Consider the following 13,882-nt stretch of genomic DNA (forward strand, 5'->3'; position numbering starts at 1 on the left):
CTCTTTGAAGATTATCTCATCGCAAGTTTGCGGTCTTTGGCGAGCTTCAGCAATTCGTCAGCATGCTGTAAGGTCAATTCTGTAATTTCCGCTCCGGAAAGCATCCTGCTCATCTCTTCTGTCCGTTCACGGCCATCCAATTCATGTACAGCTGTAATGGTCCGTTTCTTTTCAATCCGCTTTTCGATGAAAAGATGCTGATCCGCCATAGCCGCAACTTGCGGCAGATGCGAAATGCATAATACCTGGGAATGTACAGATATCGCCGCAATTTTTTCCGCGATTGCTTGAGCTACACGGCCGCTGACTCCCGTATCGACTTCATCGAAAATAATGGAAGTGATTCCCTGATGCTTCGAGAAGATTGTTTTCAAAGCCAGCATCATACGGGAAAGCTCACCACCTGAAGCGACTTTAGTCAACGGCTTTAAAGGTTCACCGAGATTGGTAGAAATATGGAAAGCGATGGAATCTCCGCCATTCCGGTCGAATTTACCGGGTGCAAAAGGTTCGAAGACCACTTCAAATGATGCTTTTCCCATATGCAGCTCCCGCAGCTGCTCCATGATATCTTTGCTGAGTCGGCTGGCTGCTTTTTTTCTCAATAAAGTCAGCTCTTCCGCATCGATTTTCAGGTCCTCTTTCAACTCTTTCAGTTTCTGCTGATCCAATTGGAGCCGCTGATCACGATTCAGCAATTTATCCAACTCATCCGTCTGGGTTTCCTGATAGATGAGAATATCTTCGACGGATGCACCGTACTTTCTTTTAAGTGACTGGATGGCGGCTAAACGCTGTTCGATTTCATTGAGTCTGGCTGGGTCGAATTCCATGTCATCCAGCATGCGCTTTATCTCTGTAGCCGTATCCTGTAATTGATAGAACGCACCGCTGACCATTTCTGAATGGCTTTGATATGTTTCATCTACAGAAGCGGCATGCTCCAGCTCAGACATTGCAGAGCCCACCCAGTCCAAACCTTTGGATTCTCCTTGAATCGCTTCATGCGCAGCAGAAACCGATTCATATATCTTATTGAAATTCTGGAGTTTTTTCCGTTCAAGCGCAAGCTCTTCTTCCTCACCGGCGATAAGTTCAGCCGCTTCGATTTCCCGGAGCTGGAAAGTCAGCAGATCGATCCGCTGGGCAATTTGCTGCTCATTTTCGTTATAGGAAGAAAATTCACGTTTTAATTTCGTGTACTTTTCATAAGTATTGGCATAACTTGCCTTCGCTTTCGAAAGGCTCTTTCCGGCATATTGATCCAATAAATGCAGATGGCGTTTTTCATCCATCAGCTCCTGGGTCTCATGCTGGCCATGTATATCGATTAACGCGCCGCCTACTTCACGCAGAATAGAAATCGTCACCAGTTTGCCGTTGATCCGGCAGACATTTTTCCCTTTATCGTTCAACTCGCGCCGCAATAATACATCGCCTTCAGAAAAATCTATTCCAAGTTCTTCCATTTTACGGAAAACCGGATGTTTAGGGTCATCAATAGAGAAAAGCCCTTCTATTTCAGCTTTACTGGCACCGTGCCGGATAAATTCCTGGCTCCCTCTGCCGCCCGCCAAAAGATTGACCGCGTCGATGATGATCGATTTTCCGGCTCCAGTTTCCCCGGTCAACACGGTAAGCCCTTCGGTAAAACTGACTGTCAGATTATCTATGATAGCAAAATTCTTAATATCCAATTCACGAAGCATCAGTATTCACCTCTTCATCAAAGCATTTCAATCAAGCGCTGTTTAAGTATGTCCCGATGTTCTGTATCCCTGCATATGATCAAACAGGTATCATCACCGCAAATTGTTCCAAGTATTTCAGGCCAATCCAGATGGTCTATCAACGAACCTATGGCATGAGCATTTCCCGGCAGGGTCTTCATGACAAGAAAATGGCTGGCGCCGTCGATGCTGACAAACGCATCAGTTAGCGCACGGTGCAATTTCTGCATCGGATTGAAGCGCTGATCCGCAGGCAAACTGTATTTATAGCGTCCGTCCTGCAATGGCACTTTGACAAGATGCAATTCTTTTATATCTCTTGAAACCGTAGCTTGAGTGACTTCGTATCCACCTGCTTTTAAAATATCCACCAATTCATCCTGCGTTTCAATCTCACGGTTCGAGATGAGGTCACGAATTTTTATATGGCGTTGTCCTTTATTCATAATGTGCCCCCTGAATGAATAATTATTCTAATTCTTTTATATCGTAACCTTAAATGTGGTTAAAAACAAGAAAACACATGCCCGAAGGAATGTGTTTGCCTGCTAAAGATTTTCATGTGCTGATGCGACTGTCTGAACAGCATCCGCTTCAGAAATGGAGGAAACTTCTTCCCCGTCAAAAGCCGATTGAAGATGAAAGAGGAACTCGATGTTGCCTTCTCCTCCAGTTATGGGGGAGTATGACATATTCCTGATATGAAAACCGGCTTCAGATGCGAAACCGCCGACTTTCATCAGTACATCCTTATGGATTTTGGGATCGCGGATAATACCTTTTTTGCCTACATTTTCCCTGCCTGCCTCAAATTGCGGTTTCACGAGGGCAATCACATCGCCCCCCGGCACCAGGATCGTTCTCAAGACCGGCAGGATGATTTTCAATGAAATGAATGATACGTCAATACTGGCGAATTCAGGCAGACCTTCCGTAAAATCTTCAGGTTTGGAATGACGGAAATTCGTCCGTTCCATAACTGTCACCCGAGTGTCCTGCCTGATTTTCCAAGCCAGCTGATTATAACCGACGTCCAAGGCGTAGCAATGGGCAGCACCGTTCTGCAAGGCGCAATCCGTAAAGCCGCCGGTGGAAGAACCGATGTCGAGCATCAGTTTGCCATCGACGGACAGGTCGAATTCAGCCAAGGCTTTTTCAAGTTTCAAGCCCCCCCTGCTGACATATTTCAGATCATTGCCCTTCATTTGCAATGGAGCATCCGAAAGGATTTTCTCTCCCGGTTTGTTCAGCCGTTCAGAACCGGAATAGATGATTCCAGCCATGATGGCGCGTTTCGCTTTCTCACGTGTTTCACAGATTCCCCGATCTACAAGGAGAACATCCACACGTTCTTTTTTGATTTTGTTCATAGGGCCTTGTAGCCTGCCTGTGATTTTTCTGGAATCAGATTCTGAATGGTGCTGACAACTTGGTCGCTGTTCATATGGATTTCATCCATCAACTCGGCAACATCACCGTGTTCAATGAATTGATCCGGAATCCCCATACGGTCGATTGTTGCATCATGGTAACCATGATCATGGGCAAACTCAAGCACCGCGCTGCCGAAACCACCCTGAAGAATCGCTTCTTCAATGGTCATCACAGGTAAATTGCGTTTGAAAATGGAGTGAAGCATTTCTTCATCCATCGGTTTGATGAAACGGGCGTTCACAACTTCTGCATTGATGCCTTTTTCAGAAAGTTTTTTTGCAGCATCCATCGCCATCGGTATTGTGGTACCGAAAGTCAGGATGACGGCATCTGTACCTTTTTTCAAGACTTCCCAGCTGCCGATCGGCAATGCCTGAAGCTCGGCATCCATCTCTACACCCAGTCCGTTGCCCCTCGGATAGCGCAAGGCAATCGGACCTCCATTATAGTCGATGGCAGTTTTGACCATATGCTGGCCTTCATTTTCATCTTTCGGCATCATAACAACCATATTCGGCAAGTTGCGGAGGAATGCGACATCAAATACACCCTGATGCGTTTCGCCGTCCGCCCCTACTAAACCGGAGCGGTCAATGCCGATGAAAACATTCAGGTTTTGGCGGCAGATATCATGGACCACCTGGTCATATGCGCGTTGAAGGAATGTCGAATAAATGGCCAGGAAAGGTTTCATATCCTGTGTAGCAAGTCCGGCAGACATCGTGGTGGCATGCTGTTCTGCTATGCCCACGTCATAAAAACGGTTCGGAAATTCAGAAGCGAAGCCTTCCAGCTTGGATCCAACCGGCATCGCAGGCGTAATCGCCACAATGCGTTCGTCTGTACGTGCCAGCTTGCGGACGGTTTCAGCTACCAAGCCGCTCCAGGAAGGTGCTTTCGATGATGATTTCACGAGATCCCCGGTATCGATTTTATAAGGGCCAGTTCCGTGCCATGTACCGATTTTATCCTGTTCCGCAGGCAAAAAGCCTTTACCTTTTTTAGTGACGACATGCAATAGGACAGGTCCGCCAACTTTTTTTGCGTATTGCAGATTGTCTTCCAGTTCTTCCAGGTCATGGCCGTCAATCGGGCCAAGGTAAGTGAATCCCAGCTCTTCAAAGAACATGCCTGATACGAGAAGATATTTGAGGCTGTCTTTTACACGTTCAGCCGTGGTGGCAAGTTTGCCTCCGACAGCCGGCACCTTTTTAAGAAGGTATTCGAGATCGTCTTTAACTTTATTGTATTTACCGGCAGTACGCATACGCCCGAGCACAGAATGCAAAGCACCAACATTAGGTGCAATCGACATCTCGTTGTCATTCAGGATGACAACCATATCCGTGTTGGCGTGGCCGATATGGTTAAGAGCTTCCAAGGCCATGCCGCCAGTCAATGCGCCGTCGCCGATAATCGGGATGACATGATTTTTGGCGCCTTTGATATCACGTGCGGCAGCCATCCCCATTGCTGCGGATAAAGAAGTGGAGCTATGTCCTGTCTCCCATACATCATGATCGCTTTCATTGCGTTTAGGGAAACCGCAAAGTCCTTTGAACTGACGCAGCGTGTCAAATTGCGACGCTCTTCCGGTAAGAATTTTATGGACATAAGATTGATGCCCGACATCCCAGATCAATTTGTCCGATGGGCTGTCGAATACGCGATGAAGCGCAATCGTCAATTCAACCACACCAAGATTGGGGCCGATGTGTCCACCGGTTTTTGATAAGTTCTCTATTAAAAATCGTCTGATATCTTCACTTAAGTCAACAAGCTGATCATTGCTCAGCTGTTTTAAGAAAGATGGACTAGTAATCGTATGAAGATCCATTCCATCACACACCTTTTTAAAAATTTTTCCGTCTTTATTTCTCTCTACATTATATCAATTGTCAGCGAATGTACAAACGGGAGCAACTATTGTCAGTTTTTTCTTTTGACGATCATGGCCGTCAATTCTTTCAATAATGCCGCTTCCCCGTCCAGTCCTTCGATAGCAGCCAATGCTTCCGCTGCATGATGATCCAGTTTTTCCTTGGCTTTCGGAAGTGTCAGGATGCCTGGATAAGTGCTTTTTTCGCTGTTTTCATCTTTTCCGGCCGTTTTGCCAAGTTCTTCGGATGTTCCTGTAACGTCCAAAATATCGTCCTGAATCTGGAAAGCGAGTCCAAGATGCTCCCCAAAACGGGTCAATGACACCATGGTATCGGGTTTCGCCTGCGCAAGTATCGCCCCTGCCAGGATACTGAAAGTCAGCAGCGCCCCTGTTTTTAAGCGATGCACTTGTTCAAGTTCCTGTAATTCCAATTTCTTTTCTTCGCCTTCAATATCCAGGATCTGGCCGCCGACCATGCCTTCCGCACCGGCTGACACACTCATAAGATCGATCAATTGCACTTTATCATCGCTCGAGACATTTTCTAAGCGCGCGATCAAACCAAAGCTGTACGTAAGTAAAGCGTCACCCGCCAGGATGGCGACTGCCTCACCGTAAACTTTATGGTTCGTCGGCATGCCTCTTCTCAGATCGTCATCGTCCATACTCGGCAGATCGTCATGGATCAGCGAATAGGTATGGATCATTTCAATTGCAGCCGCAACTTTTAGAGCATCCGGATGGTTATGGCCAAGTTCATGCATGACCGCAAGCAGAAGGATCGGGCGAATGCGCTTGCCGCCTGCCTGGAGGGAATAATTCATTGATTCCTTTAATGAAGCCGGAATCGATAATGAAGAGATCTGACCCAGTAACTCCTGCTGGATCAACGGTTCGTAATAGCTGCGGAACTCGTTCAACTTCATTTCGGCGTCCCGTCCTTTCCGATATCGACGGATGTTTCTTTGCCGTCTTTCATCATCGTCACTAATTGTTCTTCAGCATTCTGTAATTTATCGTGGCACACTTTTGATAATTCCATGCCCTTTTGATATAGGGTTAATGCTTCCTCCAAAGGCACATCCCCTTGTTCCAGTTGGCGGACGATTTCCTCCAATTGCTGCATCGCGTCATTGAACATGATTTTCTTTTCAGCCATCTGTATGCTCCCCTTTTGTAATTGGAATAGTTTTGGTGACGGTTGTTTCCACAGTTCCGTCCTGCATGGTCACTTTCAGTTCATCTCCGGCTCTCACCTGCTGGATGCTCTTCACCACATCACCGTCCTTGTAAGGAATAGTGTAGCCGCGCTCCATAAGTTTTAATGGGCTCAAAGCATCAAGAGTGCGCATTGCCGAACTTAATTTCATTTTATTGGTGTTCATCGATTGAAGGGCGGATTGCTCCAGCCGTTTTTGTAATTGGCTGATATCCGCCTGCGACTGGCGGATCCGCTGTGTGGGAATCCGGTTGGCCAGCTGGCGGTCCATATTGGCATGCCGCTCCCGCGACCGGTTCAGATGCTGGAAAACTTCCCGCTGCAGTGAATCGGTGGCGCGTTCCACCCTTTCTATGAACGGCCGATACAATCGGTCCGGATATGCAAATGGCATCGAAGTCGTCAGCTTTCTTAAAGCTGTCTTTTCCCTTTCGAGCAGATTCGTAATGACACGGTACATGCCGCTCTGCTGATTTATCACCCTGTCCAGCAATTCAGTGCGGCTTGGAACTGCGAGTTCAGCAGCGGCCGTCGGTGTGGCAGCGCGAAGATCTGCCACAAAATCCGCAATTGTTGTGTCGGTTTCATGGCCCACAGCGGAAATGATAGGAATCCGCGAATCAAAAATGGCTCTGGCGACAGCCTCTTCATTAAAAGCCCACAGATCTTCTATTGAACCGCCGCCACGGCCAACAATCATGACATCAAAATCTGTTTTATTGGCTGCCTGTATCGACTGGACAATGGATCTGGTCGCTTGCTCACCCTGCACTAACGTGGGAAATATCGTAACCTTTGCCAGCGGGTAGCGCCGGTTCAAAGTAATGACAATATCTCTGACGGCTGCTCCTGTGGGTGCGGTGACTACTGCGATTTTGTCAGGGAATCTGGGCAATTGCTTCTTATGGGAAGGATTAAAGAAACCTTCTTCATAAAGCTTCTTCTTCAATTGTTCGAATGCCAGATAATAATCACCTATGCCGTCGGGCTGCATCGATTGCGCATATAATTGGTATTGTCCTGAAGCTTCATAAACGGAAACATCGCCTCGGATCAGCACTGTCATACCGCTCTCCGGTTTAAATTTCACGGCACGGGCATTAGCGGCAAACATCACTGCAGGCAATCGCGCAGAACTGTCTTTCAAGGTGAAATAAATATGGCCGCTCGTATGGATCTTCACATTCGAAAGTTCCCCTTTTACATAAACATCCCGTAGATGAGGGTCGGCATCAAATTTCTTTTTTATGTATTTCGTTAACGCTTTTACACTTAAGTATGGGTCGGACGTCAAGTTTTCAGCCCCTATCTTCCATATTAAAAAGCTGTCTTTCTTTCGAAAAACAGCTTTGTTTCTTATTATTTTACATGGTCAAGCTCATTTTGTCTCCGCTAATCCTCTTTCAGCCGACAGGAGTGTATTTTCCATCAGCATAGCGATGGTCATAGGACCGACACCGCCTGGCACGGGTGTAACATAAGAAGCAGTTTCAAGGACGTCGTCAAAATTCACGTCGCCGCATAACTTGCCGTTTTCATCCCGGTTCATGCCGACATCGATGACTACAGCTCCAGGTTTTATATAATCTTTGCTGAGAAACTTCGCCTGTCCGACTGCAGATACAAGAATATCCGCAGTTCGGGTATAAGCTGCCAAATCAACAGTTCTGGAATGGCAATATGTCACTGTAGCGTCCTTTTGCAATAGAAGCTGCCCCGCCGGCTTTCCGACGATATTGCTTCTGCCGATGACTACCGCATGCTTGCCTGCCGGATCGATTTGATATTCTTCCAGCAGTTTCATGATGCCGTGTGGCGTACATGGCAAAAAAGCGTCCCTGCCAATCATCATATTTCCGACTGACACAGGATGGAATCCGTCGACATCTTTTTCCGGATCAATCGCCAGTATCACTTTAAATTCATCGATATGTCCCGGAAGCGGCAATTGTACGAGTATGCCATGAATTTCAGGGTCATTGTTCAAGTTGTGGATCACTGCCAGTAATTCGTCTTCACCGAAAGTCTCCGGGAACTGCAATAAATCAGAACGCATGCCAAGTGCTTCGCATGTCCTCTTTTTATTTTTTACATATGTATGGGACGCCGGGTTGTCACCGATCAGGACGACCGCTAATCCCGGTATGATTCCTTTTGATGCTAATTGTTCCACGCGAAGTGCTATTTCGTTTTTGATTTTCTGGCTGGTTGCTTTTCCATCGATTAAAGTGGCTGACAAGTGAATCCCCCCAAATTAATTTTCTAGTTCGTCTGTAAATTTAGATAGAACCCCATTGACGAAGCGGCTCGATTTTTCATCACCGAACGTTTTACTGAGTTCAATCGCTTCATTCATGATGACACGGGATGGCGCATCTTCCATATATGTCAGTTCGAAGACAGCCATACGCAGGATAGTGCGTTCAATTTTCGGCAATCTCTCCAACGACCAATTTTCCAAATGTCCTTTTAATTTTTCGTCGATGTCAGCCATATTCGTATATGTACCTTCGACAAGGAGTGTGTAGAAATTATCGTTCTCTCCATCCATTACATGGTCGATCGCTTCCACCATCGTCAGTTCGGTGCCCTCCAATTGAAATAAGGTCTGGAGTGCTTTTTCACGTGCTTCATGTCGTTTCATAATAAACCCGGTCTCCTTTTCACTGCTAATTACCCCTCATTATACAGATAATCCACCGGAACTTCCATGTTTGAAATGTTCGGAAAATAAGAGGGTCAGTCCTCAAAGCATTCCACAAAAACTCAAAAGATGCATGCAAATTTAAAAAACCGCCCATCACCATCTGGTGACTGGGCAGTCTCTCTAATCAATCGATATTCTGTTGGGACTCAAATTGGATTCCGGTAATATGGACATTCACTTCCTGAGTCTGCAGGGATGTCATGTTTTCAAGTGTCTGGCGAACCTGTTCCTGGATTTTCTGGGCAGTCTGTGGAATCGAAACGCCATAATTGATGACACAATAGACATCAATCATCAAGCCGTCAGCCGCAAGTTCGGTTTTGACGCCTTTGCCATGGACTTTCTTGCCAAGACGTTCAACTACGCCAGATGCAAAATTCCCTCGCATACTGGCAACTCCCTCGATATCCGAAGCCGCGATGCTTGCGATGATTTCAAGAACTTCGGGAGCCACTTCAATATTTCCGAGATCCTGTTTGTTCGTCGGTTTCATTTTTACATATGGAATCGTTTTTTCTGCCATTGTGACATTCCTCCCTAGGAATTCAATACATCGTATTTCTCAAGGAATTTCGTGTTGAAATCACCTGATTTGAAAACTTCGTGATCCATCAGTTTCAAATGGAACGGGATTGTCGTGAAAACGCCTTCGATGACAAATTCACCAAGTGCGCGTTTCATTTTCGCAACCGCCTCTTCACGTGTATCAGCAAATGTGATCAATTTCGCGACCATGGAATCATAGTACGGCGGAATGCTGTAGCCTGAATACATCGCAGAGTCGATGCGGACGCCAAGGCCGCCCGGCGGAAGATACATATCCACGCGTCCCGCTGAAGGCATAAAATTCTTCGCAGGGTTTTCAGCGTTGATGCGGCACTCAATCGACCAGCCTTTAAACGTGATGTCTTCCTGGCCAAAGCTTAATGTTTCACCGGAAGCCACACGCAATTGCTGTTGGATCAGATCCACTCCGGTGATCATTTCAGTTACCGGATGTTCCACCTGAATACGTGTATTCATCTCCATGAAATAGAACTTTTGATTGACGGCATCAAAGATGAATTCCACCGTACCTGCTCCGCGATAAGCCACTGCAAGAGCCGCTTTGACTGCCGCTTCGCCCATTTCGGCGCGAAGTTCTGGTGACAAGGCAGGTGATGGAGCTTCTTCCACCAATTTCTGCATGCGGCGCTGAATTGAACAGTCACGCTCGCCCAAATGGACAGCGTTGCCATGTGAATCAGCCAATACCTGAATCTCGATATGACGGAAATCTTCGATGAATTTCTCAATATAAACACCTGGGTTACCGAATGCGGCAGCCGCTTCTTTTTGGGTCATCCGGAGGCCAGTAATGAAATCTTCACGTGTTCTAGCCACACGGATCCCTTTTCCTCCACCGCCCGCAGTAGCTTTGATAATGACCGGGAAGCCGATTTTTTCAGCAATCTCAAGGCCATCTTCTTCGCTCGCCACGATTCCTGTAGAGCCTGGAACTACCGGTACACCAGCCTTACGCATGGTTTCCCGCGCAACATCCTTCGTACCCATTTTCGATATGGCATCCGATGTTGGCCCGATGAACATGATATCGCATTCTTCACAAAGTTCAGCGAAACTGGCATTTTCTGCCAAGAATCCGTATCCTGGATGGATGCCATCACAGTTGGTCAGTTTAGCCACACTGATGATATTGGAAAAGTTCAAATAGCTGTCTTTTGATAATTTGGGGCCGATGCAGTATGCTTCGTCCGCCAATTCAACGTGCAACGCCTCTTTATCCGCTTCAGAATAGACAGCGACAGTTTCGATATCCATTTCTTTGCATGCGCGGATAATACGGACGGCAATTTCACCGCGGTTGGCTATTAATACTTTTTTCATCGTCATTGGTCAGATCCCCTTCCTCAGTTTGTTTTAACGAGGAATAAAGGCTGGCCATATTCGACGAGTTGTCCGTCTTTTACAAGAATTTCAGCAATTTCCCCATCCACTTCCGCTTCAATTTCATTGAAGAGTTTCATGGCTTCTACGATGCATACGACCTGTTCAGCGGAAACTTTCGTGCCGACCTGCACATATGCAGCTTCTTCAGGTGAAGGTGACTGATAGAACGTCCCGACCATCGGCGACAGGATTTTGTGCGTGTTTGCATCTGAAGCTTCAGTTGCAGATGGCTGTTCAGCCTTCTCTTCTTTTGCCGGTGCTTCTGGAGCAGCTGGAGCGGCTTGGGCTGCAGGTGCTTGAGGAGCCTGTGGCGCCGCAAGAGCTGACTGCATTGGCGCTGCTGAATTATCAGCTGATACCCCGCCATTTTTCTTGAGCTTGATTTTTGTGCCTTCTGTTTCATATGTGAATTCGTTAATGGACGAACTGTCGACCAATTTTATAATTTCGCGGATTTCTTGAATTTTCAAATTACCCTACTCCCCTTATGTACAAAATTTAATTGAATATTAATGAAATGCCATTTTTAGAAAAACGGCCCCCGGCAAAGGGGGCCCTTATTCATTATTTTCTAAACTCCGGCTGCCCAGCTCTTCGAGATATAAGCCAAATTGTCTCATACCTTTCAGAGCTTAACGGGTGCCGTCGCTTTTCTTTATTGTCCAGACTCCGGCGACCCAGCTCTTCGGGTCATAAGCCACTTTGGCTGTGCGGCTGAAAAGACGCCGCTTCGCCCAATCGTCTTATGCCTTTCAGAGCTTAACGGGTGCCGTCGCTTTTCTTTATTGCGCGCGTGAAACGTATGACGCATCAGTCGTATTGATGATCAATTGATCGCCTTCGTTCACAAAGAATGGCACCTGAACAGTCAAACCTGTCGAAAGATGCGCAGGCTTTGTACCGCCGCTTGCCGTATCCCCTTTAATCCCCGGATCTGTTTCAGTTACGGTAAGAACCACTGTATTCGGCAATTCGACCCCAAGAACTTCTCCTTGGAATTGAATGACTTGAACTTCCATATTCTCTTGAAGGAATTTCAATTCATACTCGATGCTTTTTTCAGGAAGCTCGATCTGGTCATAAGTTTCAGTATCCATGAATGCGTGGACATCGCCATTTGCATATAGATATTGCATTTTTTTATTGTCGATCTGTGCTTTGGCAACTTTTTCGCCGGCACGGAAAGTCTTTTCAGTCACACTTCCAGTACGCAGATTACGCAATTTCGAACGGACGAATGCCGCCCCTTTGCCTGGTTTGACATGCTGGAATTCCATTACGCGCCAGATGCCGCCGTCTACTTCAATTGTTACACCTGTTTTAAAATCGTTTACAGAAATCATTTAATTTCCTCCGTTTTTATAAAATGCGAAGCTCTTTTGAAGACTTGGTCAGTCTTTCGTTTCCGGACTCGGTAATCAGTATATCATCTTCAATGCGCACTCCGCCAATACCCGGCAAATAAATCCCCGGTTCAACTGTCACAGCCATGCCCGGTTCAAGAACTGTTTGTGACTTGAATGAAAGAGCTGGCCCTTCATGGACTTCCAGTCCGATTCCGTGTCCAGTCGAATGCCCAAATGCATCGCCATATCCTTTTGACTTGATATGGTCCCGGCCAATGGCATCAGCATCGAATCCTGTCATTCCAGGTCCGATTTTTTCAACGCCCATTTCCTGTGCTTCCAGAACAACCTGATAGATTTCTTTCAGTTTGTCGGAAGGTTCCCCGACCGAAACCGTGCGAGTGATATCAGAAATATAGCCTTTATATAAAGCGCCGAAATCCATTGTGACGAAATCTCCGGATTCGATCACTTTTTCGGATGCTACTCCATGCGGCAACGCTGAACGGTAACCCGAGGCGACGATGATGTCAAAAGACGATGAAGTGGCGCCCTGTTTACGCATGAAGAATTCCAGTTCATTTGAGACTTCAAGCTCGGTCATACCCGGTTTGATGAACGTGCAGATATATTCAAAAGTATCGTCTGCAATCTTCGCAGCAGCTTTCAGGATTTCAACTTCCTCAGCTGTCTTGATCAAACGGATTTTTTCGATAATTCCGCTCACCGGTTTTAATTCGGCATCCATTTTTTCACTATATTGTTCGAATGATGAATAAGTAACAAAATCTTTTTCGAAGCTTAGTGTTTCCACACCTAATTTCTTCACTTGTTCGGCAGCTTCTTCCAATAGATTGGTTTTCGCCTGGATTATTTCAAAATCCTTGATTTGGTCCGCTGCCTGTTCGGTGTAACGGAAATCCGTAATGAAAAGCGCGTTGTCTTTAGTTACGATCGCCAATCCCGAAGATCCGGTGAATTCAGTAATATAGCGAAGATTGAATTCGCTTGTGATCAGGAAAGCTTCAATTTCGTTTTGTGCCATTTCGTTGCGAAGTTTTTGCAGTTTCAAAATAGTCATCCTCTCTGATTTCGTAAAAGCAAGGCGTGCAGACCAAGGAAATAGGAATCTTTGCCGAATCCGGTGATCTGCCCTTCCACTACCGGCGCCAAATAGGAATGGTGGCGGAATTCTTCTCGTTTGTGAACATTTGAAATATGTACTTCTATAACGGGTACTTGGATGGAAGCGATGGCATCACGGATAGCAATGCTGGTATGTGTATAAGCCCCGGCATTCAGAACGACGCCGTCAAAATTCTGGCGTTCAGCCTGTTGAAGCCAATCGATGATTTCCCCTTCATGATTGGACTGGCTGCAGGTCAATTCAATGCCATTGGCAAATGCGAACTGTTCCAGTTCATGTTCCAGTTCAGCAAGTGTAAACGTGCCGTATGCATCCGGTTCCCTTTTGCCGAGCCGGTTCAAATTCGGCCCATTTAAAACTAAAGCGCGCATCTTCTTCACTCCCCGTCAATAACTTCTTCATTATTTTATCATACGAGCAGAATCGAGCAACTGTAAGCGGGAAATTGAACGTACGTAGATCACAAG

At 46.4% G+C, this 13,882-nt stretch carries 15 protein-coding genes; all 15 read right to left on the reverse strand.

The window, feature by feature from the left end:
* Positions 1 to 11: 11 nt before the first annotated feature.
* Positions 12 to 1,709: a DNA repair protein RecN gene (gene recN / locus CXF70_RS17235; RefSeq protein WP_101803678.1), complete on the reverse strand. Its 1,698-nt coding sequence runs from the start codon at positions 1,707 to 1,709 to the stop codon at positions 12 to 14.
* Positions 1,710 to 1,726: 17 nt separating this feature from the next.
* Positions 1,727 to 2,176: a transcriptional regulator AhrC/ArgR gene (gene ahrC / locus CXF70_RS17240; protein ID WP_084246040.1), complete on the reverse strand. Its 450-nt coding sequence runs from the start codon at positions 2,174 to 2,176 to the stop codon at positions 1,727 to 1,729.
* A 102-nt stretch (positions 2,177 to 2,278) separates the two neighbouring features.
* A complete protein-coding gene (locus CXF70_RS17245; protein WP_101803679.1) occupies positions 2,279 to 3,100 on the reverse strand; it encodes a TlyA family RNA methyltransferase in 822 nt (273 codons plus the stop codon).
* Positions 3,097 to 5,001, reverse strand: coding sequence for a 1-deoxy-D-xylulose-5-phosphate synthase (gene dxs, locus CXF70_RS17250; RefSeq protein WP_101803680.1), 1,905 nt, complete (start codon positions 4,999 to 5,001; stop codon positions 3,097 to 3,099). Before dxs ends, CXF70_RS17245 begins: the two co-directional genes overlap by 4 nt.
* Positions 5,002 to 5,093: 92 nt before the next feature.
* Positions 5,094 to 5,972 carry a polyprenyl synthetase family protein gene (locus CXF70_RS17255; RefSeq protein ID WP_084246046.1) on the reverse strand — a complete coding sequence of 293 codons (879 nt, stop codon included), beginning with the start codon at positions 5,970 to 5,972 and terminating at the stop codon, positions 5,094 to 5,096.
* Positions 5,969 to 6,205, reverse strand: a complete 237-nt coding sequence (locus tag CXF70_RS17260; RefSeq protein ID WP_084246048.1) for an exodeoxyribonuclease VII small subunit — start codon at positions 6,203 to 6,205, stop codon at positions 5,969 to 5,971. Before CXF70_RS17260 ends, CXF70_RS17255 begins: the two co-directional genes overlap by 4 nt.
* Positions 6,198 to 7,559 carry an exodeoxyribonuclease VII large subunit gene (gene xseA, locus CXF70_RS17265; protein ID WP_101803681.1) on the reverse strand — a complete coding sequence of 454 codons (1,362 nt, stop codon included), beginning with the start codon at positions 7,557 to 7,559 and terminating at the stop codon, positions 6,198 to 6,200. The genes CXF70_RS17260 and xseA overlap by 8 nt, the downstream gene beginning before the upstream one ends.
* A gap of 84 nt (positions 7,560 to 7,643) precedes the next feature.
* The gene (gene folD, locus CXF70_RS17270; RefSeq protein ID WP_101803682.1) at positions 7,644 to 8,504 is read right to left on the reverse strand and encodes a bifunctional methylenetetrahydrofolate dehydrogenase/methenyltetrahydrofolate cyclohydrolase FolD; all 861 of its coding nucleotides are present in this window, start codon (positions 8,502 to 8,504) and stop codon (positions 7,644 to 7,646) included.
* Positions 8,505 to 8,519: 15 nt separating this feature from the next.
* Complete coding sequence (gene nusB, locus CXF70_RS17275; RefSeq protein WP_084246054.1) at positions 8,520 to 8,909, reverse strand: transcription antitermination factor NusB; 390 nt, start codon at positions 8,907 to 8,909, stop codon at positions 8,520 to 8,522.
* A 187-nt stretch (positions 8,910 to 9,096) separates the two neighbouring features.
* Entirely contained in the window at positions 9,097 to 9,495 is a 399-nt protein-coding gene (locus CXF70_RS17280; protein WP_084246056.1) for an Asp23/Gls24 family envelope stress response protein, read from the reverse strand.
* A gap of 14 nt (positions 9,496 to 9,509) precedes the next feature.
* Positions 9,510 to 10,859, reverse strand: coding sequence for an acetyl-CoA carboxylase biotin carboxylase subunit (accC, locus tag CXF70_RS17285; RefSeq protein WP_084246807.1), 1,350 nt, complete (start codon positions 10,857 to 10,859; stop codon positions 9,510 to 9,512).
* Positions 10,860 to 10,882: 23 nt separating this feature from the next.
* Positions 10,883 to 11,392: an acetyl-CoA carboxylase biotin carboxyl carrier protein gene (accB, locus tag CXF70_RS17290; RefSeq protein ID WP_101803683.1), complete on the reverse strand. Its 510-nt coding sequence runs from the start codon at positions 11,390 to 11,392 to the stop codon at positions 10,883 to 10,885.
* Positions 11,393 to 11,704: 312 nt separating this feature from the next.
* Positions 11,705 to 12,265, reverse strand: coding sequence for an elongation factor P (gene efp / locus CXF70_RS17295; protein WP_084246060.1), 561 nt, complete (start codon positions 12,263 to 12,265; stop codon positions 11,705 to 11,707).
* Positions 12,266 to 12,281: 16 nt separating this feature from the next.
* Positions 12,282 to 13,343, reverse strand: a complete 1,062-nt coding sequence (locus CXF70_RS17300; protein ID WP_304528602.1) for a M24 family metallopeptidase — start codon at positions 13,341 to 13,343, stop codon at positions 12,282 to 12,284.
* Positions 13,344 to 13,345: 2 nt separating this feature from the next.
* The gene (aroQ, locus tag CXF70_RS17305) at positions 13,346 to 13,786 is read right to left on the reverse strand and encodes a type II 3-dehydroquinate dehydratase (RefSeq protein WP_084246062.1); all 441 of its coding nucleotides are present in this window, start codon (positions 13,784 to 13,786) and stop codon (positions 13,346 to 13,348) included.
* Positions 13,787 to 13,882 lie beyond the last annotated feature (96 nt).

It is taken from the genome of Planomicrobium sp. MB-3u-38 (genome assembly GCF_002836425.1).
GTDB lineage: Bacteria > Bacillota > Bacilli > Bacillales_A > Planococcaceae > Planococcus > Planococcus okeanokoites.